22 protein-coding genes and 1 CRISPR repeat array are annotated in these 26,579 nt (G+C 70.7%); of the genes, 10 read left to right on the top strand and 12 right to left on the bottom strand.

Annotated features, from left to right (window positions below):
• Window positions 1-89 precede the first annotated feature (89 nt).
• Complete coding sequence (ectB, locus tag FHX37_RS21870; RefSeq protein WP_141926171.1) at window positions 90-1,355, bottom strand: diaminobutyrate--2-oxoglutarate transaminase; 1,266 nt, start codon at window positions 1,353-1,355, stop codon at window positions 90-92.
• 72 nt (window positions 1,356-1,427) lie between these two features.
• Window positions 1,428-1,958: a diaminobutyrate acetyltransferase gene (gene ectA / locus FHX37_RS21865; RefSeq protein WP_342777640.1), complete on the bottom strand. Its 531-nt coding sequence runs from the start codon at window positions 1,956-1,958 to the stop codon at window positions 1,428-1,430.
• Between the two features lie 844 nt (window positions 1,959-2,802).
• Here ectA and FHX37_RS21860 point away from each other — a divergent pair.
• A complete protein-coding gene (locus tag FHX37_RS21860; RefSeq protein ID WP_141926169.1) occupies window positions 2,803-3,066 on the top strand; it encodes a WhiB family transcriptional regulator in 264 nt (87 codons plus the stop codon).
• A 233-nt stretch (window positions 3,067-3,299) separates the two neighbouring features.
• On the opposite strand, the gene FHX37_RS21855 is transcribed toward FHX37_RS21860, so the two are convergent.
• Window positions 3,300-3,539 (bottom strand): hypothetical protein, encoded by a 240-nt coding sequence (locus FHX37_RS21855; protein ID WP_141926168.1) that lies wholly within the window; start codon window positions 3,537-3,539, stop codon window positions 3,300-3,302.
• Between the two features lie 296 nt (window positions 3,540-3,835).
• On the opposite strand from FHX37_RS21855, the gene FHX37_RS21850 reads away from it, so the two are divergent.
• On the top strand, window positions 3,836-4,468 hold the full coding sequence (locus FHX37_RS21850; protein WP_141926167.1) for a copper resistance CopC family protein: 633 nt from the start codon (window positions 3,836-3,838) through the stop codon (window positions 4,466-4,468).
• A gap of 72 nt (window positions 4,469-4,540) precedes the next feature.
• Here FHX37_RS21850 and FHX37_RS21845 read toward each other — a convergent pair whose 3' ends face one another.
• Window positions 4,541-5,302 carry a PP2C family protein-serine/threonine phosphatase gene (locus FHX37_RS21845; protein ID WP_141926166.1) on the bottom strand — a complete coding sequence of 254 codons (762 nt, stop codon included), beginning with the start codon at window positions 5,300-5,302 and terminating at the stop codon, window positions 4,541-4,543.
• A gap of 524 nt (window positions 5,303-5,826) precedes the next feature.
• Between FHX37_RS21845 and FHX37_RS21840 the strand changes: the two genes are divergently transcribed.
• Together FHX37_RS21840 and FHX37_RS21835 are read left to right on the top strand one after the other, a co-directional pair.
• Entirely contained in the window at window positions 5,827-7,182 is a 1,356-nt protein-coding gene (locus tag FHX37_RS21840) for a glycosyltransferase (protein ID WP_141926165.1), read from the top strand.
• Window positions 7,183-7,515: 333 nt separating this feature from the next.
• Entirely contained in the window at window positions 7,516-8,394 is an 879-nt protein-coding gene (locus FHX37_RS21835) for an anti-sigma factor RsbA family regulatory protein (protein ID WP_170181677.1), read from the top strand.
• Window positions 8,395-8,410: 16 nt separating this feature from the next.
• On the opposite strand, the gene FHX37_RS21830 is transcribed toward FHX37_RS21835, so the two are convergent.
• Together FHX37_RS21830 and FHX37_RS21825 are read right to left on the bottom strand one after the other, a co-directional pair.
• Complete coding sequence (locus tag FHX37_RS21830; protein WP_141926163.1) at window positions 8,411-8,761, bottom strand: STAS domain-containing protein; 351 nt, start codon at window positions 8,759-8,761, stop codon at window positions 8,411-8,413.
• A 208-nt stretch (window positions 8,762-8,969) separates the two neighbouring features.
• On the bottom strand, window positions 8,970-9,713 hold the full coding sequence (locus tag FHX37_RS21825; protein WP_141926162.1) for a GAF and ANTAR domain-containing protein: 744 nt from the start codon (window positions 9,711-9,713) through the stop codon (window positions 8,970-8,972).
• Window positions 9,714-9,871: 158 nt separating this feature from the next.
• On the opposite strand from FHX37_RS21825, the gene FHX37_RS21820 reads away from it, so the two are divergent.
• The 5 genes from FHX37_RS21820 (at window position 9,872) to FHX37_RS21800 (ending at window position 14,212) form a co-directional block, all read left to right on the top strand.
• Entirely contained in the window at window positions 9,872-11,029 is a 1,158-nt protein-coding gene (locus FHX37_RS21820; protein WP_141926161.1) for a PAS domain-containing protein, read from the top strand.
• Between the two features lie 548 nt (window positions 11,030-11,577).
• A complete protein-coding gene (locus tag FHX37_RS21815) occupies window positions 11,578-12,810 on the top strand; it encodes a helix-turn-helix domain-containing protein (protein ID WP_141926160.1) in 1,233 nt (410 codons plus the stop codon).
• A 516-nt stretch (window positions 12,811-13,326) separates the two neighbouring features.
• On the top strand, window positions 13,327-13,800 hold the full coding sequence (locus tag FHX37_RS21810; protein WP_141926159.1) for a hypothetical protein: 474 nt from the start codon (window positions 13,327-13,329) through the stop codon (window positions 13,798-13,800).
• The gene (locus tag FHX37_RS21805) at window positions 13,797-14,012 is read left to right on the top strand and encodes a MerR family transcriptional regulator (protein ID WP_141926158.1); all 216 of its coding nucleotides are present in this window, start codon (window positions 13,797-13,799) and stop codon (window positions 14,010-14,012) included. The genes FHX37_RS21810 and FHX37_RS21805 overlap by 4 nt, the downstream gene beginning before the upstream one ends.
• Window positions 14,009-14,212: a hypothetical protein gene (locus FHX37_RS21800; RefSeq protein WP_141926157.1), complete on the top strand. Its 204-nt coding sequence runs from the start codon at window positions 14,009-14,011 to the stop codon at window positions 14,210-14,212. Before FHX37_RS21805 ends, FHX37_RS21800 begins: the two co-directional genes overlap by 4 nt.
• 587 nt (window positions 14,213-14,799) lie before the next feature.
• Window positions 14,800-15,256: direct repeats of the CRISPR family, unit length 29 nt; unit sequence ATGCTCCCCGCGCACGCGGGGATGGACCC.
• 127 nt (window positions 15,257-15,383) lie between these two features.
• Here the strand turns inward: FHX37_RS21800 and FHX37_RS21795 are convergent.
• Genes FHX37_RS21795 through FHX37_RS21785 form a run of 3 tightly spaced genes read right to left on the bottom strand, consistent with a single transcriptional unit; the run spans window position 15,384 to window position 21,122 of the window.
• Entirely contained in the window at window positions 15,384-16,175 is a 792-nt protein-coding gene (locus FHX37_RS21795) for a hypothetical protein (RefSeq protein WP_141926156.1), read from the bottom strand.
• A 31-nt stretch (window positions 16,176-16,206) separates the two neighbouring features.
• Window positions 16,207-16,848, bottom strand: coding sequence for a response regulator (locus FHX37_RS21790; RefSeq protein WP_141926155.1), 642 nt, complete (start codon window positions 16,846-16,848; stop codon window positions 16,207-16,209).
• A gap of 5 nt (window positions 16,849-16,853) precedes the next feature.
• Window positions 16,854-21,122 carry a HAMP domain-containing protein gene (locus tag FHX37_RS21785; RefSeq protein WP_141926154.1) on the bottom strand — a complete coding sequence of 1,423 codons (4,269 nt, stop codon included), beginning with the start codon at window positions 21,120-21,122 and terminating at the stop codon, window positions 16,854-16,856.
• A gap of 400 nt (window positions 21,123-21,522) precedes the next feature.
• On the opposite strand from FHX37_RS21785, the gene FHX37_RS21780 reads away from it, so the two are divergent.
• Window positions 21,523-23,700, top strand: coding sequence for a SpoIIE family protein phosphatase (locus FHX37_RS21780; RefSeq protein ID WP_141926291.1), 2,178 nt, complete (start codon window positions 21,523-21,525; stop codon window positions 23,698-23,700).
• A gap of 16 nt (window positions 23,701-23,716) precedes the next feature.
• Here FHX37_RS21780 and FHX37_RS21775 read toward each other — a convergent pair whose 3' ends face one another.
• The 3 genes from FHX37_RS21775 to FHX37_RS21765 all read right to left on the bottom strand — a co-directional run bounded on the left by FHX37_RS21775 (window position 23,717) and on the right by FHX37_RS21765 (window position 26,576).
• A complete protein-coding gene (locus FHX37_RS21775) occupies window positions 23,717-24,322 on the bottom strand; it encodes a response regulator transcription factor (protein ID WP_141926153.1) in 606 nt (201 codons plus the stop codon).
• Entirely contained in the window at window positions 24,319-25,635 is a 1,317-nt protein-coding gene (locus FHX37_RS21770) for a sensor histidine kinase (protein WP_141926152.1), read from the bottom strand. Before FHX37_RS21770 ends, FHX37_RS21775 begins: the two co-directional genes overlap by 4 nt.
• Before the next feature lie 110 nt (window positions 25,636-25,745).
• Window positions 25,746-26,576, bottom strand: a complete 831-nt coding sequence (locus FHX37_RS21765; protein ID WP_141926151.1) for an ABC transporter permease — start codon at window positions 26,574-26,576, stop codon at window positions 25,746-25,748.
• Window positions 26,577-26,579 lie beyond the last annotated feature (3 nt).

Here is a 26,579-nt window from a genome sequence, read left to right as displayed (position 1 = left end):
GGGCTGGTCCGGTAGTGGGGCACGCCCCGGTGGCGGAGTGGGCGGCGGGCCGGTGGCCCGCCGCCGTCACGAGTGGCGCATCCGGTGTATCAGGCGAGCTGCGGGATCTTCACCGTGGCTCGCGCGGACTCGGCGATGATCTCCAGACCGCGCTCCAGCTCCTGTTCACTGGTGGTCAGCGGCGGCAGCAGCTTGACGACCTCGTCGTTGGGCCCGGCCGTCTCGACGAGCAGGCCGCGGCGGAACGCCTCGGCGCTGAGCGCCTCGGCCGCGCCCTCCCGCTCGAACGCGAGCGCGCCGGCCATGCCGCGGCCGCGGGCGACGGCGCCCGCCTCCGCGAACTCCTCGGCGAGTTCGGCGAGGCGTTTCTGCATGATCTCGCCCTTGGCCTCGGTGGCGCGCTGGAACTCACCGTCGCGCCAGAAGGTGTTGAGCGCGGCGGTCCCGGTGACGAAGCTGGGGTTGGGGCCGCGGAAGGTGCCGTTGTGCTCGCCCGGGTCCCACACGTCCAGTTCGCGTTTGAACAGCGTGAGCGCCATGGGCAGGCCGTAACCGCTGATGGACTTGGACAGGGTGACGATGTCCGGGGTGATGCCGGCGTGCTCGAAGCTGAAGAACGGGCCTGTGCGGCCGCACCCCATCTGGATGTCGTCCACGATGAGCAGGATGCCGTACTCCTGGCAGAGGTCGGCGAGGCCGCGCAGCCACTCGGTGCTGGCGACGTTGATGCCGCCCTCACCCTGCACCGTCTCCACGATGACCGCCGCCGGTTTGTCCAGGCCGCTGCCGCTGTCCTCCAGCAGGCTGCGCAGCCACAGGAAGTCCGGGGTCTGGCCGTCCATGTAGTTGTCGAACGGCATGGTAGCGGCGTGGCCCAGCGGGACGCCGGCGCCGCTGCGTTTCATGGAGTTGCCGGTGACGGACAGCGCCCCCAGCGTCATGCCGTGGAAACCGTTGGTGAAGCTGATGACGGTGTCCCGGCCGGTGTACTTGCGGGCCAGCTTCAGCGCCGCCTCGACCGCGTTGTTCCCGGCGGGGCCGGGGAACTGGACCTTGTAGTCCAGTCCGCGCGGCTGGAGCACGACCTCGTCGAACGTCGCCAGGAACTCCCGTTTGGCGGTGCTGTAGGTGTCCAGACTGTGCACCACGGAGTCGCCGACGAGGTAGTCCAGGAGTTTGGATTTCAGTTCGGGGTTGTTGTGCCCGTAGTTGAGGGAACCGGCACCCGCGAAGAAGTCGAGGTACTGCGTGCCCGACTCGTCGTAGATGTGGCTGCCCCGTGCCTCGTCGAAGACGGTCGGCCAGTCACGGCAGTAGCCGCGGACTTCTGATTCGAGGCGTTCGAAGATCTCCATCGTGAGTTCCTTAGATCCTTTCCCCAGGTGTGTGGGCTCGTGGCGGTTACCGGGGGTTGTCGGGACGGGTAGTCAGTTGGGGCCGTGCCAGGGTGCGGACAGCGGTCCGATACGCACGAGTTCCTCGGGGTCGTGCCCCTCGACTCCGTCGTGCGGGAAGTGCTCACGTTCGAACAGGGGCTTCCATTCCAGCCCCGCGCCGCGGTCGCGGGCGAACGAGGCGAACAGCGCCCGCGAGGCGGTGTTGTCCGGAGTGACCGTGGCCTCCACGTGCGTCTGCCCGGCGGAGACGATGCGGTCGCCGATGTGGTCGAGCATGCGGCGCGCGAGGCGGCGTCCGCGGTAGGCGGGATCGACGGCCACCTGCCAGAGGAAGTACGTTCCGGGTTCGTCCGGTCGGACGTAGCCGGTGACGAACCCGCACGCCTCTCCGGAGCCGGAGCGCGCCACCACGGTGGTCCGCGCGAAGTCCCGGCACCACATGGTGTAGGCGTAGGCCGAGTTGAGGTCGAGTCCCGCCCGGTCGGCGAGACGCCACATGTGCCGCCCGTCGTCCAGCGTGGGCGTTTCCAGGCGTAGGCCGTCCGCGCTCGGACCAGCCACGATTACAGCGGGGTCATCCCCCGCGGCGGGTCGGTCCGGGCGTTGGGCGTCGCTTCGTTGATGAGGCACGTTGACGAAACATAGCGAACGTTCGTGAGCAGCGTTTTCGTCGACGATGCGGGACATGTTTAAGTGGCTTTCACTGGGGTATGGCTTGTTTATTTAACGCCGCTTGTCACGATCCGTCGTCACCGGCGAGGGGTGGAGCGATGCACCCTCGGTAGCCGTGCGCTCCATACTCACCAGGGAATTCGGGCGTTCGGCACCACCCCGGCGAGCTACTCGCGCGTAGTGGTCCCGGACACCGTTTCCACGGCACATCTCCCGAAGATAAGGGTAGCCTAACAAAAATTTAAGGGTGGGCTAGGACACACGAATTCGGGAGAAACTTCGCGACAGAACGGCCCGATACCCAGGGCCGACCCCGTCAGCGCGGACCGGTGCGCCGCTGGGTCCTGTTTTTTGGGCGCTGTTCGTCGCGAGCGGCGTCTCCGGTGCCGCCCGGCACGGCCGGTCAGGAAGGCGGAGCGGACCCTCCGCCGACCGACGAGAACGCCGCCGGGCGGTGCCCTGGGGCGACGCGCAGCAGGACAAGCGTCCGAAAAACAGGACCCTGGGGGCGCGGCACGCACCAGGACAGCGGCCCCCGCCCCCAGTCCTTGTTTGACGCGACGGTTGAACACACGCCGGTTTTCTAGCAGACTTGTCGTAGTACGACCTGTCGTAGTACTACGTTGGGTCGCTTACCGCGGGACCCCCCGCACACACGCGCCGACGGCCCGCGTTCCGGCCCGGCAGGCGGTCGGCGATCTGAGGCAACCGAGCCGGGGAACGGAGGCTCCTGGTGAACCGCCTTTACCACGAAAGCGAAGACTGGGTCGCGCAGGGAGCATGCCGGCAGTACGACCCGGAACTGTTCTTCCCTGTCGGAACGGACGGCCCCGGGCTGGACACCGCGGAACTCGCCAAAGCCATCTGCCGCACCTGCACCGTCAGGCAACAGTGCCTGCTCTGGGCGCTCAGGTCGGGTGAGGCCCACGGCGTGTGGGGCGGCACCACCCCCGAGGAGCGGCGCCTCATGCGCCGCGAGCTCGCCCCGGCGGGCTGACCCCCTGCCGACGGACGCGTTGCGCGACGCTCCGGCTCCGCCCGTGACGAACAGCGCCCACCGCACAGGGGCCGAACCCGAGAGCACGCCCCCGCCGACCACCGGACCTCCCCTTCCGCACCCGCAGCCGCCTCGGTAAGGTTCCCAGCCGTGCGTCCCCCCACCGACGGTCCCGCGCGGGCGACCCGGACAGCGGCCATGGCCGTCGCCTGTACCGGCCTCGCCTGGGGAGGTCATGCCGTGTGGGCCGGCTGCCCCACGCACCCGGCCGCCTTCCCCGCCGCGACCGCGTTCACCTGGGCGGGGCTGGTCCGGTTCACCCGGTCCCGTCGCGGCTTCGGGGAGACCTTCACCGCGCTGGCCACGGCACAGCTCGGGCTGCACGCGGTGTTCACCGCCCTGCCCGCCACCCACGACTCCCACCACGCCGCGCCGGGGGAGGTCAGCGCCGCGCTCGGCCTCTCCCCCGCCATGCTGGGCGGGCACCTCGCGGCGGCGCTACTGGCCGCCCTCCTGCTCCCCCACGGGGAGTCCGCCCTGCTGCGGTTGCTCGCCCTCGCCAGGGACGCGCTGCCGACACCGCTGCGCCCCCGCGCGCCCGCGGGCGGGCCGGTCCGGGTGCCCACACTCCCGGACGCCGACCGCCCCCGCGCGCGCCCGTTCCACCATCCGCGCCCCCGTGGACCACCGCTCCACCCGTCGAACCCATCCCGCCCGGTGTCCCGCGACACCGGGTACAACGACGGACAAACCACCGGAAAGGTCCACGATGACGCCCACGACCACACCGCGCCGCGCCGCCGCGGTGCTCGTTTCCCTGGCGACCGCGGGTGCGCTGGGAACCGCCCTGGCCCCGGCCGCGCTGGCGCACAACACCCTCGTTGGCTCCACACCCGAGGACGGTGCCACACTCGACACGGCCCCCGAGGAGGTGGAGCTCACCTTCAACGACGAGATCGGCGAGGGCAACAACGCCGTCGCCGTCTCGGGACCCGACGGTGACGACCACACGGACGGCGACGTCACCGTCGACGGGGACACCGCCACCGCCCAGCTGCGACCGCTGGAGGAGAGCGGGGAGTACACCGTCAGCTACCGGATCGTCTCCGCCGACGGCCACCTGCTGGAGGAGGAGCTGGTGTTCTCCCTCAGCGACAGCGCCGTCAGCGACCAGTCCCCCGACAACGGGGCCGGCGACGCCGACGAGACGGACTCCGGCGAGACCGACGAAACGGACTCCGGCGACCAGTCCCCCGCCGGCGGGGAGGACACCACCAACCCGATGGCGGCGTTCGGTCCCGCTGGCATCGTCGTCGCCGCGATCGCCGTCGCGGCGATCCTCGTCATCGTGCTGGTGCGCATCCGCGCGAACAGCCGCGGACGGGGCGGCGGCGAATCGTAGCCCGGAACCGACCGTCCCGTGTCGCCGCTACCGGCCCGACCGGTGGCGGCGACAGGGGCTGGTGTTCGGCGCTCAGACGCGGCGCGCGAGAAGGATGCTGATGTTGTCCCGGCCGGAGGCCGCGATCGCCTCCTGCCAGAGGGTGTGCACCGCCGCCTCGTCGCTTCCGGCCTCGGCGATGATGCGTTCCATCTTCTCCAGCGGCACCAGGTCGGACAGGCCGTCGCTGCACAGCAGCCAGGTGCTGGGGTCGGGCTCGTGGTCCCGGCCGACGTGGGGGACCATCGCCGCGGAGCCGCTTCCCCCCAACGACTGGGTGATGAACGTGGTGCTGGCGGGCGTGCCGTCCTCGGAGGGCGGAACCGGCGGGGAGTCGTCCTCGGAGAGCTGCCGCAGCCGCGTTCCCTCCAACCGGTAGGCCCGCGAGTCGCCGACGTTGAACCAGTAGTTGCCCTCCGGCATCACCAGCAGACCCGCCACCGTGGTCCCCATCCCGGAGAACTCCGAGTGTTGCTCCGCGTGGTCCTTGATCTCCTCGTTGATGTTCTTGAGCAGCACGTCGACATCGTCGGGCCCGGAAAGCCGGGGGCCCGTCTCGGCCATGCGGTGCACGGCGTGCTCCGAGGCGATCTCACCGGCCGCGTGGCCGCCCAGGCCGTCCGCCACGGCGAGGATCATCGGCTCGGACGTCGGGAGCACGCAGCGGGCCGGAACCGTCATGTTCGCGCTGGCCACCGTGAGCGGGCCCGTCACCACGGCGTCCTCGTTGGCCGGGCGTACAGCGCCCCGGTGCGTGAGAGCCGTGACCGTGACTTCCCCACCAGCGACACCCATACGCCCTACCTCCTGTGTTCTCGGCAGTGTCTGCCGCCCGCGGTGCCCTACGAAGCCCGCCGGCCGGCGCGTCGACGGTGTAACCGTACCGTTGTACGGCCAATCCCGGTCAAAATTCGCCCTTTCCGGCGGCGAGCACCGCACGGTGCGGCCTTCCCGCGGGGTACTCTCTACCCTCACCCTAGAGGCAGCGCCATCTCACCACGCGCGCCCCGCCCAACGAGGCGTTCATCCTGCGCACGACGGGTAACGTCTTGCCATCCGGCCCGGTTTCTGGCATTATCTCCCGCAGTTGGGTGTCTAAGACGCAGACACACCCGCACGTCGGCGCTGCCCGCCCGCCGGGCACCAGCCGCACCCCCGTGGAATCGCCGGGTGGTGGCACCTGTGTCTGCGTCCCGCGATCCCCCGGATCGCCCCCGTTCCACACCCCATTCCCGCGGGAGCGCGCACCTCCGTCAGCGGCGGTACCCGCGGTGGGCCAGCGCCACGCCAACGCGCCGTCCCACCGTGAGGAGCACCACGTGAAGATCGCTCTGACCGCCGAACACGCCCGCCCCGCCCCCGCCCGTGACGGGGAGCCCTCCGACGCGGGCAGCGTCCACGTCCGCGCTCTCGCCCACCACCTGTCCGGCCTCGGGCACCAGGTCACCGTCTACTCCCGCCAGGCCGACCCCGACCTGCCCGCCCGCGCCCGGTTGCGGCGCGGAGGCTTTGTGGAGCACCTCGCCGCCGGTCCCCAACGCCCCCTGCACGAGGGTGAGGCCGCCGAGCACACCGGGGAGTTCGCCACCGCCCTCGCCGGCCGGTTCGCGGCCGACCCCCCGGACGTGGTCCACGCCTTCGACTGGACCAGCGGGTTGGCCGCCCTGTCCGCCGTGCGGGAAACCACCGACCGCACCGGGGCGACCCCGCGGGTCGTGCAGACCTTCCACTCGCTGAACGCCGCCGAGCAGCGGGCCGGGATGCCGCCCCAGCCCCAGCGGGCCCGGATGGAGGTCACCCTCGCCGGCCACGCCGACACCGTCATCGTGGGCTCGGCCGAACAGCGCTCCGACATCGCCAGCATGGGGGTTCCCCGCCAGCGGGTCACCGTGATCCCGCCGGGTGTGGACACCGACCACTTCGCCCCGGAGGGCCCCACCTCCGCGGGCCCGTGGCGCACCGCGCGCGGGGAGCGCACCCGCGTCATCTCCCACGCCGGTGCGCGTTCCGGCGGCGTCGAGGCCCTCATCGCCACCATGGCGCGGGTCCCCGACGCCGAACTCCTGCTCGTGGCGAACCCCGACGTGTCCGACCCCGAGGCCCGGAACACCACACGCCGCGCGGAGCTGCTCGCCAAGGAGGCCGGCGTGGACCACCGGGTCACCGTGTCCGGACCCGTCGGCCGGGACGAACTGCCCCGGCTGCTGCGTTCGGCCGACGTATGCGTCTCCGCCGCCTCCTACGACCCCTGCGGCAGCGCGGTGCTGGAGGCGATGGCCTGCGGCCTGCCCGTCGCCGCCCTCGCCACCGGCGGCACCAGCGGGGCCGTCCTGGACGGCACCACCGGCATCCTGGTTCCCGCGCGCCGCTCCGCGGCCATGAACCCGAACGGTGCCGTGCCCGACCCCACCCGCGCCCTGGGGCACGCGCTGGGCCGCGCGCTGCGCGGCATCATCGGCGAACCCGCCATGCGCTCCGCCTACAGCATCGGGGCCATCGACCGGGCGCGGTCCCGGTTCACGTGGGAGCGGGTCGCCGCCGAGACCGGCCGTGTCTACGAACACCTCCACACCCGCGCGACCCCCGAACCGGTCGACCCGATCGCCGAGGAGCCCGAAGCCGAGGACGAACCGGACGCCGGGCCGCCTGTCACTGTCGGCCATGGTGCACACTAGGCTCTGTTCGGTGGACGCTGTTTGTCGCGGGCCAGCGCCTCCAGCGCCGCCTGGCACGGCCGGGGAGGAGGCGGAGCGGGAGTCTCCGCCGCACCGGCGGGAAAGCGGCCGGACGGTGACGGGGCAGCGCGCAGCGGGACGAACGTCCACCAAACAGAGCCTGGGTAACGAGCCGGCACCGCCTATCAGGACACCGCCCACGCTGGGAGACACGATGCGCGACAGGTCCCCCCGGCTGGAACCGGGGGCGAGTCCCCTGCCGAAGTGTGGCCCGTGTTGAGGCCGTCGGAACAGGCAGGTGCCGCCGCATCCGGCGCGGTCGAGCATTGTGGCGTGTTCGTCGCCGGCCCCGACGAGCTGCGCGACGTGCTCGACCCGCTGGTCCGCGACAGCGCCGGCCACGGGCGCGTGGTCGTGGCCGCCACTCCCCGCGTCACCGAGGTCGCCCGTTCCTGCCGGACCGGCCAGGTGACGGTGGCCGACCGCTCCGACGTCTACGACGCCCCGGGGCGCGCCCTGGCCACACTGCGCCGGACCGCGCAGGCCGAGCCGGGTGTGCGCACCACGTTCGTCGGCGAACCGCCGCTGCCCACACACGACCCCGTGGAGTTGCACGAGTGGCACCGGTGGGAGTCCGTCCTCGCCGACGCCCTGTCCGGAACCGGCATGCGGGTGGTGTGCGTGCACGACACCGCCGCCCTGCCGGCGTCCGCCCACCGGCCGGCCCAGCGCACCCACCCGGCCCTGCTCACCCGCCACGGCCCGCGCCCCAACCCGGACTACGAGGGGCCGGTCACCACCAACGCCGCCGACGTTCCCGGCACCGGCCCGCACCAGCAGCCGGTGCGGGCCCTGGACATCCGCTCCGACCTGGCCACCATCCGCGCCGGTGCCGGGGAGGCGGCGGCGGAGCTCGGTCTTCCCGCCGGCCGGGTGGAGGACCTCACGGTCGCGGTGAACGAACTCACCGCCAACGTGCTGGAGCACGGGGCGGGCAAGGGCACCGTCTCGCTCTACCGCGCCGGCCCGCGCCTCGTGTGCGACGTGTTCGACGAGAGCGGCGGACTCACCGACCCGCTCGCCGGCTACCGCGCGACCGAGGCGGGGAGCACGAGCGGCTACGGCCTGTGGATCGCCCGCCAGGTGTGCGACTTCCTGGAGGTCAGCGGCGGAACCCACGGGTCCCGGGTGCGGGCGCACTTCCGCCTGTGAACCGGGAGCGGACCGCTCAGGCCAGGACCGCCTCCACGGCGTGGCTGGTGTCGCTGTCGATCGTGATCACCTGGTCGATACCCGCGATGACGAACAGCCGGTGCACCATGTGCTGCGGCGCCGACACCGCCAACCCGATCCCCCGGTCCCGGGCCTGGCGGTAGGACGCCACGAGGACACCGATACACCGGGAGTCGCAGAACGTGACCCGGGAGAAGTCGATCACCACCCCCCGGCACGGGTCCGGTTCCGTGAGGATCGCGTCCAGAACCGCGGCGAGGTCGGGCGAGGTCACCGCGTCAAGCTCACCCGCGGGAGAGACGACAACGACATCACCTTCGGTCCGGACCGGTATATCGGACGCCACACTCACGCTCCTCGCTGGTTGCACCGACCGCCGCGGATGGCCGCGGGCGCCGGCACTCCCCTGGCCAGCGGACACACACGCGCGTCGGCGCCGGAATCGCGCCCATCCGGCCGCGGACTCCCCCTGTCACCCTAGCGCCGCGGGCGACAGCGAAACAGGTGTGTGTCCGCTTCCGTCATAACACTGATACAGCGGCTTCGCTGCGGCGTCACCGGCCGCGCGCGGCGCTGTGCTCCTCCTGCTCCGCCACGAGGCGGCCCGCGATGTCGGCGACCTTCATCCGGTTGCGCTGGGCGGCCGACCGCAGCTCCTCGAAAGCGGTGTCGGCCCCGCAACCGCGCGCGTGCATGAGGATCCCCTTGGCCTGGTCGATCACCGCCCGCACGGACAGGGCCCGGCGCATGTGCGCCGCCTCCCGGGCCGCGTCGGTGTAACGCCCCGCGCTGTGCAGCGCTATCGCCGCGTGCTCGGCCAGCAGGGCCATAAGCGGCGGCACGGCGGACGGGTCGAACGCGTCGGCGCGCACCGCGTGCACCCCGAACGTCACGACGGTGTCCTCCACGACGCACGGGAACGTCACCGAGGAGCGGTCGCCGCACTGCACGGCCGTGCTGAGGTAGCGCGGCCACCGGTTCTCCCGCAGCACGTCGGTCACGCGCACCGCGCACATCTCCCGGACCGCCTCGACCGTCGGCCCCTCGTCCACCGTGTACTGGCGTTCGAACGCGGCGGCCAGGTCGGGGTGCGAGGCACCGTAGTCCACCACGACGTGTCGCCCGGCCGTGCCGTGGTGCCGGTCCCGTCCGGGGCCGAGGTCGCGCCAGATCACCACCAGCGCGGCCGAACAGCCCGGAACCCCCCGCGCCGCCGCCATGCACATCTGGTCCAGGGCGCGCTCGGGGGTGTTGCGGCCGAGTGTGCCGACGTCGCGCGCCCGGTTCCCGCTGCGCATCGGCGCGCTCCTCCCCGGCGCCGCACCCCGACGCGGCGCCCCGCGGCTCACCCCACCGTAACCGCGCCCGGCGGGGCCGTACGTTAACGTCAGGTCCGGACCCGGACCGCGGTTCGCCCCTCCCCGGTCCCGCAGCCGCGACGTCAGGAGCCACGCCCGTGCCGGACAGCCTTCCCGAACTGCGGCGCGAGATCGCAGAACTGAACGACCGGGCAGCGGCGCTGCGGAGCACGCACGCCATGCACCCGGGGGACGCGTCGGGGACGACGGAAGCCGCGCTCGTCGAACTCGATCTCGCCGAGCGCCTGCTGGCGGAGTGCCAGGAACGCCTCGGCGCCCAGGCCGGCGCGCCGCGCCGCCACGCCGAGGAGGAGGAACGCGCGGTGCTGCGGGCGGTCTTCACCGACCTCAGCGTCCCCGTGGTGCTGTTGGACCACGAGGGCCACATCCGGCGCGCCAACCCGGCCGCCGCCGACCGCCTGGGCAGCACGAGCGGCTACGTGACCGGGAAACCGTTCTCCAGCTTCGTGGACCTGCGCCGGCGGGCCGCGGTGCGGTCCCGGCTTGCGGCCGTGCTGCGGGACGGGGAACCGGCCTCGTTCGAGTCCCGCCTGGCGCAGCGCGGCTGGGCCGAGGACGTCCAACTGACCCTCAGCCGGTTGGAGATCCCCACCGAGGCCAACCCGATGCTGCTCGTGGTGGTGTCGCCCCCGCGCGGCGACCACCACACCCCGGGCCCGGCCCCGTTGGAACCGGAGGTGGAGGACCAGGTGGTGGTCCTGGCCGCCCGGCGTCTGGACGTGCTCACCCGGATGACCCGGTTGCTGCTGCTCAGCGCCGGACCGGGCGGGGCCGGGAAGCCGCTGGCGCTGGACGACGCGGCCGCGCTGCTCGCCGACTCCTACGCCGACTGGGTGGTGGTCGACGTGTGCGACCTGCCGACCGGTGCCGACCAGGCGCGCCGCGCTGTCGTGGCGGGCCCGGACGACGGCGGGGCGCGGGAGCTCCTGCGGTCGCTGGACCCGCTGGCCTCCGAGGTGCCGAGCGGTGTGCTCGCCGGGGAGACGTCGGTACTGAGCGAACGCATCGAGGACGAGGCCACGCTGGGCTACGACGCCAACGGCGCCCCGGTGCTGGGACTGCTCGGCGCGGGTTCGCTGCTGTGCGTCCCGCTTCGCGGCAGCCGCGGGGTGCGCGGCGCGCTGACGCTGATCCGGCGAAGCAACCGCAACTCGTTCAGGCTCGCCGACCTGGGCCTGATCGAGGAGATCGGCGAACACATCGGGCTGGCGCTACCGCCCCGCCCCACGGGGTGAGGCTCAGCGACGGCCGTGCGTCCCGCACCGGAGGCCCAGCTCCCCGAACCGCGCCCGGCACGGGTCGTGGAGAACCGCCGCCTACCCGCTGGCCCGTGTGAGCGGTGCGCGGCCGCCGCCGTGCGCGCCCTGCCGTACGCGCGGGTGTCACAGACTCACCCAGTGCGAAGTGTTCTTCGCCCAGTACTCGCAAGGCGGCCGGACTTTCGTGCTTTCCTGGGGGTGTGCGCACAGCTCTGGAGCGATACGGTCAGATCCTGACCGCATTCGCCGGTGCACCGGCCCTGTGGAGACACAAAACAATAACGCCGCACGTTCTTGCAGGTGAAAGAGGGTGAGCCCCACGCACGTGGGAATGGACCCATTCGGCGAACTGACGTTCAACCTGCTCGCGCAGTGAACCCACGCACGTGGTGGGCAGGGGTCACTGCGCTGACGTGAGGAAGCACCGCCGCACTTGGCGCCAGGGAGTGGCGAATAGACCTCTACACGTAAAGAAGACCCTGTCTATTCTGGAGATGTCACGCACCAGGAAAGCAGGGTCTGCCATGAATTCTACCCCCGAACCCCCCGACATCGGCTTCGGACAGCGCCTCAAAATCCAACGCACCCGTAAAGGGATGACACGTGAGGTTCTCGCTGGGCTCGTCGGGAAGTCCGCGTCCTGGATCAAAGCTTTGGAGACCGGGCGGTTGCAAACCCCGAAACTGCCCGTCCTGCTCCGCTTGGCTGAGGCGCTCCGCGTGCGCGACCTCGCCCAACTCACCGGTGACCAGTCGGTGTCGGTGGAGTTGTTCACCGGCCCCGGACACTCCCGGTTGCCTGCGGTGCGGGCCGCGGTCAACGCCCTACCGGCCCTGACCGACCGTGTGGCGCCGCCGGTAGAGCACCTGCGAGCCCGGCTGTCCCAGGCGTGGACGGAACGCCACTCTTCTCCCAACCATCGAGAAGCCCTCGGCCAGCTCCTCCCATCACTGATCGAGGACGCCCAACTCGCCGCCCACCAGGCCGAAGACCGCACTACCCGCCGCCGCGCCCAAGCCACCCTTGCCGAGGTGTATGCCCTCAGCCAGTTCTTCATCGCCTACCAGCCCGCACAGGACCTTCTCTGGCGGGTAGCCGAACGCGGCATCGTCGCCGCCCAGGACAGTGGGGACCTGCATGCCATCGGGGTCTCCGCCTGGCTCATGGCCCAAGCCCACCGCGACACGGGCGACTGGGACGCCGCCGACATGGTCACTACCCAAACCATGGAACTCCTGGAACCCCGCCTCAATGACGCCGGGGATGACCCTCTGGCTATCTGGGGCTCGCTGGTGTTCGAGTCCGGCTACACCGCCGCGCACCGGGGGGAGATCGGCAACGCGTGGGGGTACTGGGACCGTGCCCGCGAGGTGGCCGGACAGCTACCGGACGACTACTACCATCCCGTCACCTCGTTCTCGCAGGCGATCATAGGGGCGCATGCCACCACCATCGCCGTGGAGCTGCACGCGGGAGGTGAGGGCGTGCGCCAGTCCGAACGTACGGCCTCGGGTCGGATTCCCTCCCGGCCCCGCAGGGCTCGTCATGAGATCGAACAGGCTCGTGCCTACTATCTGGATGCCCAGCCCGAAGTAGCGCTGGCCACGCTGGAGGCCGCCCACAAGGCCGCTCCGGAAACGATCCGCTACAACGGGTACGCCAGGCGGATCCTGTTGGAAGAGTTGGATGAGCGTGACGGACGCAGACAACAACGCGCGTCAGCGCTGGCGGACCGGATGGGGATGCTGAACGCGTAAGTCATGGGCACATTTTGTGCCCTCCCTGCGCTTGTCGGCGTTCTAGCGTCAGCGTATGGACACCGTGACGACCGCTGAAAACACACTGGACCGGCGGCGCGAGGACTACTTCGGTTGGCGGATCTGGCGGCCCCGTCGGGGAAACCGCCCGACCGGCCGGATGACCGCCAACCTCACTCACCCCCGAGAGCCCGGCCGTACCGGCACTTTCCACTCCGACACAGGGATGCGGCTCTTCTCTCTAAAGAGCACAGAGCACCCCATCTTCCCGTGTCCCGGATGTGTGGCTACATCCACGTCCCAGAGAGCAGCCAGGGCCAGGGCGGCGCATTCTCCCGCTTGAAGGAACGGGCTACCGTACCCCATCCCACCAGGCCAGGGTCCTGACGATGTCCGCGCCGCGTCGCGCCCACTCGTACAGCACTGCGCACGACCAGCCCGGCGTAATGAAAGAGCCCCTGCGGGAGTACCAGCTCCCCAGGGGCGTGGCCACCGACTGACCAGGAGTCGATGACAATGCCCCAGTTTATTCACACCCTCGCGTCCCTGTGGACACTGCTTCTGATGCTGGCTGTCGCCCTGTTCCCGCCCACGCGCTACCGGGATCGCTACCAGCGCCTGGAATCGCGCGTCGCGGTGCCGCTTGCGCCTCGCCGTCGGGCGGCAGCACGTCGGTTCACCGTGCCGCAGCCGAGATCGTCGGAAGTACTCCCGGAGCCACTGACTCACCCGCTTCCCGAACCCGAGGTGCTTGATCCCGAGGAGCACAATCCGGTGCGGCCGTATGTGACCGAGTACGAACGCCTCCGCCAACAGCGGGAGGAAGAGGGGCACTGCCTGGCCTGTGGTGCCACTGTCTCCGTGCCGGAACTTTCCGCCCCGCCGGTGTATGGCGACGGGTTGGACGATGTCCGCGCGGAACTCTCCCCGCTGGTGCACCAGTGGCTGTCCCAGCGCGAGCAGACGGCCCCGGCGGGGACGGTCCGGTGACGATCCCCCAAACCTGGCCCACGACCCTATTGCGGCCCGGTGATGTCGCCGAGGCCTTCGGCGTCACCACCTCCACCATCAACACCTGGGTGCGCCAAGGCCACCTGACCCCGGTAGTGGTCACCCCGGGCGGGCACCGCCGGTTCCTCCCGGACGATGTCCAGGCACTGAGGGCCACCATCCACCAGGACCAGGGAGGTGGCCAGGCATGAACCTCACCCCGCACGAACGCCGACAGCTACGCGACCTACTGGAGCAGCTCTCCCAGGCCATGGAGGGCGGCGCCCTGTGGCCCAACCAGATCCACGACACCCTGCAGGAACTCCACACCTGCGTGGACACCTGGCTCGGCGACGAGAACACCGACACCGACGACACCGAGACCACGATCCCGCCCCACTACGACCACTAACCCCCACACGGGTCCCGCACCCAGCTCCTCGCCGAGTGCGGGACCCGCCGCTGGCGTCGAGATCGAGGAAAACCACGTATGTGCCCCGCGCGATACGTGGACAACGACGATGGCGGCGCGTGAGCCGTGCCGCCAGTACGGGAACGGGCTGTCCTCTCGGTTCACACGGGGGTGCGGTCTCAGTGGCACGACGGTACGGTCAGAGCCTGACCACATGCACTGGAACACCGGCCATGTGGGATTGCAAAACAATAACGTCACGCGTCCTTACAGGTGGCGAAGGATGAGCCCCACGCACGTGGGGATGGACCGGGCGAGGTCACCTGTGAGCTGCACTGACAGTGGGTGCACACACGGGCGGGAGCATGGTCGCGTTCTCGGCCTCGGCGCCCTGACGGGATCGCGCGGGGGTGTGTCCGGCAGGGCGTGCGTCGTGAGAACAGTTGTGGTCTCCTGGCCTCGCCGCGGTGGTGGAGGCCGCGCCACCTGGCAGCGATCCGTTTGTGAGGAATATGCGTGCTATGTCCGAATATCCAGAAGTTGCACACACGGACATGCGCGCGACCTAGAAGACCAGGTCAGAGAGGATGCTCCCCGCGCACGCGGGGATGGACCCGGCACCAAAGCTCGCGGGTTCTCCCGCGAGGCATGCTCCCCGCGCACGCGGGGATGGACCCTTTTCCGGAGCAACGAGGAACCCGCCTTCGGGATGCTCCCCGCGCACGCGGGGATGGACCCCACCGCCCCGGCGAGTGGCACCACGACCAGCAATGCTCCCCGCGCACGCGGGGATGGACCCGTCGAACAGGTCATGAGGGTGTGTCATCCCGAATGCTCCCCGCGCACGCGGGGATGGACCCGCTGTTCCTCGCGATCAGCTGCTTCGTGATCGGATGCTCCCCGCGCACGCGGGGATGGACCCTGGACGGTGAGACCGTCTGGGCCGCGCTGGTGATGCTCCCCGCGCACGCGGGGATGGACCCGGGCACTGGACGGGCTGGAGTTGGTCGGTGCCATGCTCCCCGCGCACGCGGGGATGGACCCCTACCGGGCTCACTGGCGGACATGCTGGCGAATGCTCCCCACGCACGTGGGAACGGGCCGCTCCATGGCGGTCGGGCATACGTGAAGCGCCCGCCCAGCACGTGGTGGGCGGGCGCTCGTCGGGTCGCTACTGCGAGGGCGGGTACTGCTGCGGCGGGTACTGGCCCGGGCCTTGGTTGGGCGGCGGCTGGGGCGGTCCCGGCGGCGGAGCCTGGTTGGGCGGCGGCCCCGGATACGGCTGGGGTGGTTGCCCGCCCCACGGCGGCGGCTGTGGTGGCTGCTGTTGCTGCTGCGGCGGCTGGCCGGGTCCTGGAGGCGGCGGCCAAGCCCCGGTGGCGGGGCGCGGCCGGCGTTTACTCAGCACCAGCTCCACGACGTTGTCCACCACCACCGCGGCGAGCAGACCCAGGGTGACCCAGAAGCCGAACCGCGTACCCGCCTCGGCGTCCCGCGCCAGCCACTCGGAGTCCGAGGCGATCTCGTCGGTGATGGTGGAGAGCACCACGATCTCGTTCACCCCGATGAGCAGGACGGCGACGACGCTGGCGGCGAGTCCGGCCATGGCGCGGGGGAACGCGGAGCGCAGGGTGGTCCCCGCGACCACACCGGCGAGGATGGCCACCACACCGGCGAGCATCAGCGGCTGAACCCCGGCCCCGTCCCGACCGGTCTCCTCGGACACCCGCTCGGGCAGGCCGGACGTGTCCCCGCCGTTCCGGTCGAACATGCCGGTACCGGCGATCGACGGTTCCCCGTTGACCACCATGTCCCAGCCGCTCACCCGGATCTCCAGGGTTCCCAGCCCGCCCTCGCAGGAGAGGCCGACGAACGGCAGGAACAGGCACAGCAGCACGAACGCCAACCCCGAGGGGCTGACCAGTTTCCGGAACCAGGACACGTCGTCGCGCGGGGGATGCATCGGTTGTCGCCTTCGTGGTTCGGGGTGGGGGTCACTCCGGGCCGCGGAGCGCCTCGACCAGCGTGGTCAGTTTCGCTACGGAACGGTCGAGGTCGCGCACCGCCTCGACGGCCCGGTTGTCGGGCTCCCGCTCCTCGGTCACGATCCGTTCGCGCAGCATCTCCAGGTTCGCGTTGATGTCGGCGACGCGTTTGGACAACCGTCCCGCCACCGACTGCTCCGTGGTTCCGTTGCCGTCGTCACCGAGCTCCCGCTGCAGCATGCGCGACTGCTCCCGGAGCTGCTGTTTGGTGTGGTACAGATCCACGAACACCTCGACCTTCGCCCGCAGCACCCAGGGGTCGAACGGTTTGGTGAGGTAGTCGATGGCCCGCGAGGCGTAGCCCCGAAACACCTGGTGCCGGTCCACCTCGGCCCCGGTCAGGAAGATGATGGGGACGTCCTTGGTCTTCTCCCGCTGTTTGATGTGGGCCGCCGTCTCGAACCCGTCCATCCCGGGCATCACCACGTCGAGCAGGATCACGGCGAAGTCGTCCTCCAGGAGAGCCTTCAACGCCGCCTCCCCCGAACTCGCCCGGACCAGGTTCTGGTCCAGGGACGTGAGGATCGCCTCCAGCGTTGTGAGGTTCTCGTCGCGGTCGTCGACGAGGAGGATGTTCGCCTTGTGCGGCACGTTCACTACTCCTGCTCATTGTCCGTGCTCTCCGCCGGTGTGGTGGGCTCCAACCACGTCCGTATCACGTCCAGCAAGTGGTTCAGGTCCACCGGCTTGGTGACGTAGTCCGAGGCGCCGGCCTCCATGCTCTGCTCCCGGTCGCCCTGCATCGCCTTCGCGGTGAGCGAGATGATGGGCAGTCCCGAGAACTGAGGCATCTCCCGGATGGCGCGGGTGGTGGCGTTCCCGTCCAGTTCCGGCATCATGATGTCCATCAGCACCAGTTCCACGTCCTCGTTGGCCTCCAGCTTCTCGATGCCGGAACGGCCGTTGTCCGAGAACAGCACCCGCAGCCCGTGCGCCTCGAGCGCGCTGGTCAGCGCGAACACGTTGCGGACGTCGTCGTCGACGATCAGGACCTGGCGCCCGGAGAGCACGGCGTCGCGCTCCGGGTCCTCGCGCACCTCCGTCTCACCGCCGGAAGCCGAGCCCTCGCCCTGCTCGCTGGTGTTCTTGAGCACCGGCACCGGTTCGGGCTGCTCCGGTTCCGGCTCGGGGACGTCCTCCTCGTCGGGGAGGGTGGTGAGCGACCCCGGGTCGTCCGGCACCGTCACGTCCACGTCGGTGAGCGGTTCGATCTCCGGCCGGGTCTCCCCGGACAGCCCCGGGACGGACTCCAGCGGGTCCTCCAACCGGTCGGACGTTCCGTCGGGCAGGCGCACCGGCAGCATCAGCGTGAACGTGCTGCCCTCGCCGGGTGTGCTCTGCACCCGGATGTCGCCGCCGAGCAGCCGCGCGAAGTTGCGGCTGATGGACAGCCCGAGCCCGGTCCCGCCGAAGCGGCGGCTGGTACCGCCGTCGCCCTGGTGGAAGGCCTCGAAGATCACCTGCAGCTTGTCGTCGGCGATCCCGATACCGGTGTCGGTGACGGAGAACGCGATGACCTCCTCGTTCTCGGAGAACATGTCGAGGTCGGCGTTCTCCACCGCCCAGGCCGGCTCGATCAGCAGCCGCACCTCGCCGGAGCCGGTGAACTTGACGGCGTTGGACAGCAGGTTGCGCAGGATCTGCTGCAGCCGCTGCTCGTCGGTCCAGAGGTAGTTGGGGATGTCGGGGGACACCTCGACGGCGAACGCCAGGCCGCGCTCGCCCGACATCGGGCGGAACGACGCCTCCACGTAGTCGACGAGGTTGCTGATCGACACCTCGACCGGCTGGACCTCCACCCGGCCCGCCTCGACCTTGGACAGGTCCAGGATCTCGTCGATGAGCTGCAGCAGCTCACTGCCCGACTTGTGGATCGTCTGGGCGAACTCCACCTGCTTGGCGGTGAGGTTCTGCTCGGAGTTGTCGGCCAGCAGCCGCGCGAGGATCAGCAGGCTGTTCAGCGGAGTCCGCAGCTCGTGCGACATGTTGGCGAGGAACTCCGACTTGTACTTGGACGACACCTGCAGCTGGTGCGCGCGGTCCTCCAGGGAGCGCCGCGCCCGCTCGATCTGCCGGTTCTGCAGCTCGATGGCGCGGTTCTGGCTGGCGAGCTGGCCGGCCTTGCTGTGCAGCTCGGCGTTCTTCCTGCGCAGCTCCTCCTGCTGGCGCTGGAGCTCGTTGGAGCGCTCCTGCAGCGCCGTGGTGAGCTGCCGGGACTGCAGCAGCAGGTACTCGGTCTTGGAGTTCGCGAGGATCGTGTTGATGGTGGTGCCGATCATGGTCACCAGCTGGCGCATGAAGTCCAGGTGGACCTCCCGGAACTCCCCGTAGGAGGCCAGCTCGATCACCCCGAGCACCCGGCCCTCGGAGATGACCGGGAAGATCGCCAGGCTCAGCGGCGGTGCCTCGCCCAGCCCCGACCGGATCGTCACGTAGTCGGAGGGGACGTTGTACAGCACCATCTCGCGCTTCTGGGCGATGGCCTCCCCGGCCAGCCCCTCGCCGGCGCGCAGGTGGCTGCGCTCCTCGCTGGGCTGGTACCCGAATCCCGCGTAGAGGCGGAACGTCTCCTCGTCCCCGTCGTCCTCCGGGAGGAAGCAGGCGCCGTGCGCCGCCTCCACCAGCGGGGTCACCTCGGTCATGATGAGGCGGGCGAGCTCGTTGAGGTCGCGGTGGCCCTGCATGAGACCGGAGACGCGGGCGAGGTTGCTCTTGAGCCAGTCCTCGTCCCGCTGGGCCGCCGTGGTCTCGCGCAGGTTGGTGACCATCAGGTTGATGTTGTCCTTGAGCTGCTGCATCTCCCCGCGCGCGTCCACCTGGATGTTCTGGGTGAGGTCGCCGCGGGTGACGGCGCTGGCGACCTCACCGATCGCGCGCACCTGGGAGGTGAGGTTGCCGGCGAGCCCGTTCACGCTGTCGGTGAGCTGCTTCCAGGTGCCGGAGACCCCGTCCACCTTGGCCTGACCGCCGAGCTGGCCCTCGCTGCCGACCTCGTGGGCCACCCGGGTGACCTCGGTGGCGAACGCCGACAGCTGGTCGACCATGGTGTTCACGGTGTCCTTCAGCTCCAGGATCTCCCCCTGGGCGTCCACCGTGATCTTCTTGCTCAGGTCGCCGTTGGCGACCGACGACGTCACCTGGGCGATGTTGCGGACCTGGGACGTGAGACTGTGCGACATCGAGTTCACGTTCTCCGTGAGGTCCTTCCAGATCCCCGAGACGCCGCGCACGTCCGCGCGCCCGCCGAGCTGACCCTCGGTACCGACCTCGCGGGCCACCCGCGTCACCTCGTCGGCGAACGCCGACAGCTGGTCCACCATGACGTTGATGGTGTCCTTCAGCTCCAGGATCTCGCCCTTGGCGTTGACCGTCACCTTCTTGGTGAGGTCGCCGCTGGCGACGGCGCGGGTGACGATGGAGATCTGGCGCACCTGGTGGGTCAGGTTGTTGGCCATGGAGTTCACGTTGTCGGTCAGGTCCTTCCACACGCCGGAGACGTCGCGGACGTGGGCCTGACCGCCCAGCTGGCCCTCACTGCCGACCTCGCGCGCCATGCGCGTGACCTCGTCGGCGAAGGACTCCAGCTGGTCGACCATGGTGTTCACGGTGTCCTTGAGCTCCAGCATCTCGCCCTGGGCGTCCACCGTGATCTTCTTGGTCAGGTCACCCTTGGCGACAGCGGTGGTGACCTGGGAGATGTTGCGCACCTGGGAGGTGAGGCTGTGCGACATCGAGTTGACGTTGTCGGTCAGGTCCTTCCAGATCCCCGACACGCCTTTCACGTTGGCCCGGCCACCGAGCTTGCCCTCGGTACCCACCTCGCGGGCCACCCGCGTCACCTCGTCGGCGAACGAGTCGAGCTGGTCGACCATGCTGTTCACGGTCTCCTTCAGCTCCAGCATCTCGCCCTGCACATCGACCGTGACCTTGCGGCTCAGGTCACCGTGGGCGACGCTCGTGGTCACGCGGGAGATGTCGCGCACCTGGTTGGTGAGGTTGTCCGCCATGGAGTTCACGTTGTCGGTCAGGTCCTTCCAGATCCCCGACACGTCCTTCACGTTGGCCCGGCCACCGAGCTTGCCCTCGGTACCCACCTCGCGGGCCACCCGCGTCACCTCGTCCGCGAACATCGTCAACTGGTCGACCATGGTGTTGACGGTGTTCTTCAGTTCCAGCATCTCGCCCTGCACGTCCACGGTCACCTTGCGGCTCAGGTCACCGTGGGACACCGCCACCGTCACGTTGGAGATGTCGCGTACCTGGGCGGTCAGTCGCGCCGCCATCTGGTTCACCGAGTCGGTGACGTCGAGCCACGCACCGGACACGCCCTCGACCCTGGCGCTGCCGCCGAGCTTGCCCTCGGTGCCGACCTCGCGGGCCACCCGCGTCACCTCGTTGGTGAAGCTGTGCATCTGGTCGGTCATCCGGTTCACCGACGATGCCAGCTGCAGCAGGTCGCCCTGCAGGGGGCCGTGCGTGCTGGTGAGGTCCGCCCGCGGGGACAGGTCACCGCCGGCCACCGAGTCCAGGATCTGGGCTGCCGAGACCACGGGTTCGCTCACCACGTCGAGGAGCTGGTTGAGCGCCTGCACGCTCTCGTCCCACGCGCCTCCCGCAGGCGTGACCGAAATACGTTCGGTAAGCTTGCCTTGATTGTTGACGACACCACTGACGCGCTGCAGCTCGCTGCTGAGTTGTTCACAGTTGTCCAGGACCTGGTTGAACACGGCGGCGATCTCCCCCGTCTTGCCGCCGCCCTCGGAATTCAGCCGTACGCTGAAGTCCCCGTCGCGCATGTGGTAGAGCGCGTCGAGGAGCGTGTCCAGTTGTGCGTCGGATGCCGGTGCCCCGGTCGTATCGGGCATGGATCCCTCCTTGGCAACACAGTCGCCGCTGTGCCCCGCGACGGCAGGAATAATGGGGGCGTCGCCGCCGCTGGACATGGGGTGTCTCACGAAGCGGGGAGGAACGCCTACTCATCCCCACACCGTACTGTGGCGTGCGGTGGTCTTGTTGGGTAATGTCCACGCTCCGGTGGAGCGCCGTGCCCCTACCGTAATCATCCGGGCTAATCGATACATTGATGTTCTGACGTGCTAACCGTCTCGACCGTTGTTCCCGCTGACCCGCGTCCGCAGCCCCCAGGGCGCCGCAGTGCCCAGCGGACGCCAGGCGCAAGAGGGGTGGGTTGACAGGCTCGCCGGGTTCGTCCGCCCCGTCCGACTCGGAAAGAAACCGTACGGCTTCACAATGCCACATGACACCATGAAGGTCGCCCGCCGGGAATTCCCGCCCACCGCTGAGACGGCGGGCGAAGCGCGCGCGTTCGTCAACGAGACACTGCGCGAGTGGAACGCCGAGAACTCAGCGGACGAGATCATCCTGCTCGTCAGCGAACTGGTGACGAACGCGGTCATCCACGCCGAGAGCACCCTGGAACTGACGCTGCGCAGGCTCCCCGACGCGGTGGAGGTCGTCGTCGCCGACCGGGTTCCGGAACGCGCCGTCCCCAAGGCCGGCCCCCTGGTGGTGGACTCCTCCTCCACGAGCGAGGAGGGCCACGGCGGGCTGGGACTCGGCCTGGCCGCGGCCATCGCCTCCACGTGGGGAGTGAGTTACAGCACGAACGACAAGGCCGTCTGGTTCCGGGTGAACGACCCCGAGACCACCGACCGCACGCAGCACAGCGACCTCACCCCGCCGCTGCCGACCCGCCCCGCCCGCAACCACCAGAGCGCCCGCCCCAACCGGTGGTCGGCACTGGACGCGGCGCTGTCCGCGCGGCTCTCCCTGCCGGACCTGCTGGACCGCACCGTGGAGACCACCAGGTCCGCCCTCGGCGGTGACGCCTCCTACATCGCGCTGGCCACCACGGACGAGACCGAGTGGGAGGTGCGGGCCGCCACCGGGCTCACGAACGGCCCGTGGCGCCCGTTCCGCAGCCGCACCGAGGAGACGTTCCCGTCCGCCACCCCAGCGCCGGGCGCCGTCATCAACGACGACCTGATGATCGCCCGGGCCCACCGCGGCAGGCTCGCCGAGGCCGGGATGCGCTCCCTGGTCACGGCCCCGCTCATCGTCGACGGCCGGATCACCGGCCTCGTCGGTGTGGCCTCCCGGCGGGTGCGCCACTTCGGCGACGCCGCGGCCCACCGCCTGCAGGAGGCGGCCGACCGCATCGCCCTGCCCATGGAACGCGCCCGCCTGGCGGAGGTGGAGCTGTCCCGGCGCGCCAGCCTCAGTTTCCTCGCCGAAGCCAGCGACCTGCTCACCAGCACCCTCAACGAGCAGATGACGGCGGCGCTGGCGGCGCAGCTCGCCACGTCCCGGCTGGGCACGTGGTGCGCGGTGCACAGCACGAGCGACCTGGGCAGCACCGAGCTGGTGCACGCGATCCACCGCAACGAGAACAACAACGACACCCTGAAGACGCTGATGACGAAGCTCCCGCCGGCGGAGCAGCGCCAGCCCCGCCCGCTGTGGAGCCGGGAGGCGCTGGCGGAGAACGGGCTCGACGACGAGCTCACCCTGGAGGTGGCCCAGAGCCCCGCGATCAGCATCCCGCTGGTGGCCCACAGCCGCGAGCTGGGGCGGTTCACCCTGGGCAAGGAGACCGGGGAGGACTTCACCCGCGAGGAGGTGGACATCGCCGACGACCTGTCCCGGCGCGTCTCCTCGGCGATGGAGAACGCGCGGCTGTACGCCGACCAGACGTCGATGAGCGAGGCACTGCAGCGCAGTCTCCTACCCGCCAAGGAGAAGGAGCCCGTCATCCCCGGGGTGGACCACGCCGTGTTCTACCGCCCGGCCGACGAGCGCACCGTGGTCGGCGGCGACTTCTACGACGTGTTCGCCACCGACGGCCGCTGGTGCTTCGCCATCGGCGACGTCTGCGGCACCGGACCCGCCGCGGCCGCCGTCACCGGCCTGGCCCGCCACACCCTGCGGGCCCTGGCCCACGAGGGGTTCTCCCCCGCCCACATCATGCACCGGCTGAACCTCGCCATCCTGGAGGAGAACACCTCCACCCGGTTCCTCACCATGCTCTACGGGGAGATGGTGCCGCTCGGCGGGCCCGGCGACGGCATGCGCATCCGGATGGTGTCGGCCGGACACCCGCTCCCGCTGCGGCTGAACCAGAAGGGCGAGGTCTCCACCATGGGCACCTCCCAGCCGCTGCTGGGCGCGTTCGACGACGTGGACTTCTTCACCGAGACGGTGGAGGCCACCTCCGGCGACGTGCTGCTCGCCGTCACCGACGGGGTGACCGAGCGCCGCAACGGTTCGGCCATGCTCGGCGACGAGGGGCTGGTCCAGCTGTTCTCGCACTGTTCCGGACTGACGGCCCAAGCGGTGACGGTGCGCCTCGACCGCGAGCTGGAGTCGTTCGCCCCCGGCGGGCACACCGACGACACCGCCATGCTGGTGCTGCGGTTCCTCTAGGTCCGGCCGGGGACGCTCAGAGCCACCCCATCTCCCGGGCGGTGCGCACGGCGGACATGCGGTTGTCCGCCCCGGTCTTCGTGATGGCGCTGGAGAGGTAGTTGCGCACCGTGCCCTCGGTGAGGTGCAGCGCGGAGGCGATGGCCGCCGCGGACGCCCCGTCCTCGGCGGCGCGCAGCACCTCGCTCTCGCGCGCGGTGAGGGGGCTCTCACCGGTCGCCATCGCGTCCGCGGCCAGGTCGGTGTCCAGCGACCGCCCGCCCCGGTGCACGGTCCGGATCGCGTCGGCGAGGCGCTCCACCGGCGCGTCCTTCGCCAGGAAGCCCCGCGCCCCGGCCTCCAGGGCCCGGCGCAGGTAGCCCGGCCGGCCGAAACTCGTCAGGATCAGCACCCCGCACCCGGGCATCTCCCGGGCCAGCCGCGCCGCCACCTCCAGCCCGCCCGCCCCGGGCATCTCGATGTCCAGCACCGCGATGTCAGCGCCGTGGCCGGTGACGGCATCCACCACACCGTCCCCGCGGCTCACCTGGGCCACCACCTCCAGGTCCTCCTCCAGACCCAGCAGGGCGGCGATGGCGCCGCGCACCAGATGCTCGTCCTCGGCCAGCACCACCCGGATCACGCGCCACCGTCCTTCCCGCTCCGCTCCGGCCGGGCGGCCCCGTCGCCGCCGCCCGCGGGGAGCGGCAGGACGGCCCGCACGAGGAACCCGTCGGTGCCGCTGCGGCTCGCCGACAGAGTGCCGCCGACCGCGGCGGTGCGCTCCTCCAGTCCGGCCAGCCCGTTGCCGGCGCGGTCCGAGGCCTGCGGTCGCGTGTTACCGCCGGGCAGGCCGTCGTTGTACACCTCGATCGCCACCGCGCGCTCCTCCCGGCGAAGGGTGATCTCACAGTTGCGGGCCCGGCTGTGCCGCAGCACGTTCGTCCCGGCCTCCCGTACCAGCCAGCCGGCCGTGCCGCGCAGCTCCCGGGGGAGGTCGACGTCGCCGCCGGTGACCGCGCAGGACACCCCGGCGGCGGTGAGCACCGCGCACACGCTCCGCACCTCGGTGGCGAAGTCGACCTCGCGGTAGTTGCTGACGGCTGAGCGCACCTCCCGCAGCGCTTCCCGGGCCGTGTTCTGCACGGTCAGCATCTCGCTCGCGGCGCGCTGCGGGTCCCGTTCGGCCAGCCGCGCGGCGAGCTCGCTCTGCACCGCGATACCGGAGAGGCTGTGCCCGAGCAGGTCGTGCATGTCGCGGGCGAACCGCAGCCGCTCCTCGCTCACCGCGAGCTGGGCCTGGGCCTCACGCGCGGAGATGGCCTCGTTGGTGATGTCCCACAGCGCCATCCACACCCAGTTGCCCAACGCGATCAGGGCGGTCCACAGGACGAGGAAGACGAGGAGGGCCGCGAGGACGACGCCGGCGTACTCCTGGTGGTAGACGTCCGGGTAGCTGTGCCCGAGCAGCACGCCGTTGCCGACCCGCAGCCACGGTACGAGCAGCAGCACCGCCGCGAGCACCGCGCTCTCCCGGCGGGACACCACCAGCATGGCGCACGCCCACCACAACCCGCCGATCATGAGCGTGGTGATGGTGACGTCCAGCAGCCCTCCGATCGCCAGCACCAGCAGGAACGACACCCACACCAGCGTGTGCGCGCGTGCCAGCGGCTGCCACACCCGCGCCAGCATCATCCGCGCGGTCACAACGCCGAGCGGCAGGCTCACGAGCACCCCGGCCGCCGGCCGCCACGCGGCGACCTCCCGCGGGCCGATCTGGTCCAGGGCGGTCGACAACGCCAGGAAGGGGATCAGCACGCCGGGCATGAGCAGCAGCATGCTCTTCATCGACCGGCGCACGAACCGCATCCGGCGTTCGAGCCGGTCGCCGCCCTGCGCGGCGCCGGGGCCGGGGCCGGGTCCCGTCCCGCGCGTCTCCTCGTCCACTGTCATTCCCCCAGGATGCACTGGTGCCGTGGCGGCCGTCCCGTCCCCGGCCGCCACGGCCCGCCGCCGGGGACGTGCCCGCGTACCCCGGCGGCTGTTCACGCGTCACACCGGGATCACCCGGAGCGGCGCGGGTCCCATCGGAAGAAACGCAGCGCCAGGACGGCGGCACCGCACCAGACCACCAGGGTCAGCAGCGGTATCGGGCTGGCCAGCCACAGTTCCCCGATGCCCGCCGGGGACGCGTTCTCCGGACCGCCGACGAGATCGTGGCCGGTGTAGGCGCTCTGCACCAGCTCGATCGCCGGAGCCATCGGCAGGGCGCGGCACACCGCGGCCAGCCCGTCCGGCATGATCTCCAACGGCACCGCCAACCCGCTGGCGGCGTAGAAGAGCAGGAACGGCACGATCGACACCATCTGGGCGATCTCGGCATTGCGCGCCAGCGGGGTCATGGCGGCCCCCAGCAGCACCATGACCACGGTGATCAGCACCAGGGTCAGCAGCAGCAGCACGGGCGCGGACGGCCAGAGCTGGTACCGCACCCCCAGGAGCATGCCGATCATCGCGGACAGCGCGAGCACGACCACCAGAACGGACAGCACCACCGCCCCGACCAGGGCGACCGGCGGAACCCCGCTGACCCGGAACCGTTTCAGGATCGTCTGCTCCCGCCGCGCCGTCAGCACGTTCATGACGTGCATGACGCCGACGACCATGGCGCCGAGAGGGATGGTGCCGGCGATGAACAACGCCGCCATGTCTATCCCGGGAAGCGCCTCCTCGCCCTCCTGCGCCAGGCCGAGGGCGGCCAGGAACAGCGGCAGCACCGCGATGTAGAGCGCCATCCGGTACCGGTAGAACAGGACCAGCTCGGTGCGGGCCAGCCGCAGGGTCTGTCGTAGCGTCCGCCCGACCGGGCCGGGGGCGGGTGCGGTGGTCGTCATGGT

Source organism: Haloactinospora alba, from assembly GCF_006717075.1.
Classification (GTDB): domain Bacteria; phylum Actinomycetota; class Actinomycetes; order Streptosporangiales; family Streptosporangiaceae; genus Haloactinospora; species Haloactinospora alba.
Note: the sequence above shows the minus strand (reverse complement) of the source record. Positions and strands in the feature narration are given on the sequence as shown.

Coding starts and splice junctions, on each gene's coding strand:
- FHX37_RS21850 (WP_141926167.1), top strand. CDS start 3,836: ATGACGCCCACGACCACACCGCGCCGCGCCGCCGCGGTGCTCGTTTCC.
- FHX37_RS21785 (WP_141926154.1), bottom strand. CDS start 21,122: ATGCCCGATACGACCGGGGCACCGGCATCCGACGCACAACTGGACACG.
- FHX37_RS21810 (WP_141926159.1), top strand. CDS start 13,327: ATGCCCCAGTTTATTCACACCCTCGCGTCCCTGTGGACACTGCTTCTG.
- FHX37_RS21825 (WP_141926162.1), bottom strand. CDS start 9,713: ATGCGCAGCGGGAACCGGGCGCGCGACGTCGGCACACTCGGCCGCAAC.
- FHX37_RS21780 (WP_141926291.1), top strand. CDS start 21,523: ATGAAGGTCGCCCGCCGGGAATTCCCGCCCACCGCTGAGACGGCGGGC.
- FHX37_RS21765 (WP_141926151.1), bottom strand. CDS start 26,576: ATGACGACCACCGCACCCGCCCCCGGCCCGGTCGGGCGGACGCTACGA.
- ectB (WP_141926171.1), bottom strand. CDS start 1,355: ATGGAGATCTTCGAACGCCTCGAATCAGAAGTCCGCGGCTACTGCCGT.
- FHX37_RS21815 (WP_141926160.1), top strand. CDS start 11,578: ATGAATTCTACCCCCGAACCCCCCGACATCGGCTTCGGACAGCGCCTC.
- FHX37_RS21795 (WP_141926156.1), bottom strand. CDS start 16,175: ATGCATCCCCCGCGCGACGACGTGTCCTGGTTCCGGAAACTGGTCAGC.
- FHX37_RS21845 (WP_141926166.1), bottom strand. CDS start 5,302: ATGGGTGTCGCTGGTGGGGAAGTCACGGTCACGGCTCTCACGCACCGG.
- FHX37_RS21770 (WP_141926152.1), bottom strand. CDS start 25,635: ATGACAGTGGACGAGGAGACGCGCGGGACGGGACCCGGCCCCGGCCCC.
- FHX37_RS21800 (WP_141926157.1), top strand. CDS start 14,009: ATGAACCTCACCCCGCACGAACGCCGACAGCTACGCGACCTACTGGAG.
- FHX37_RS21855 (WP_141926168.1), bottom strand. CDS start 3,539: ATGGCGGGGGAGAGGCCGAGCGCGGCGCTGACCTCCCCCGGCGCGGCG.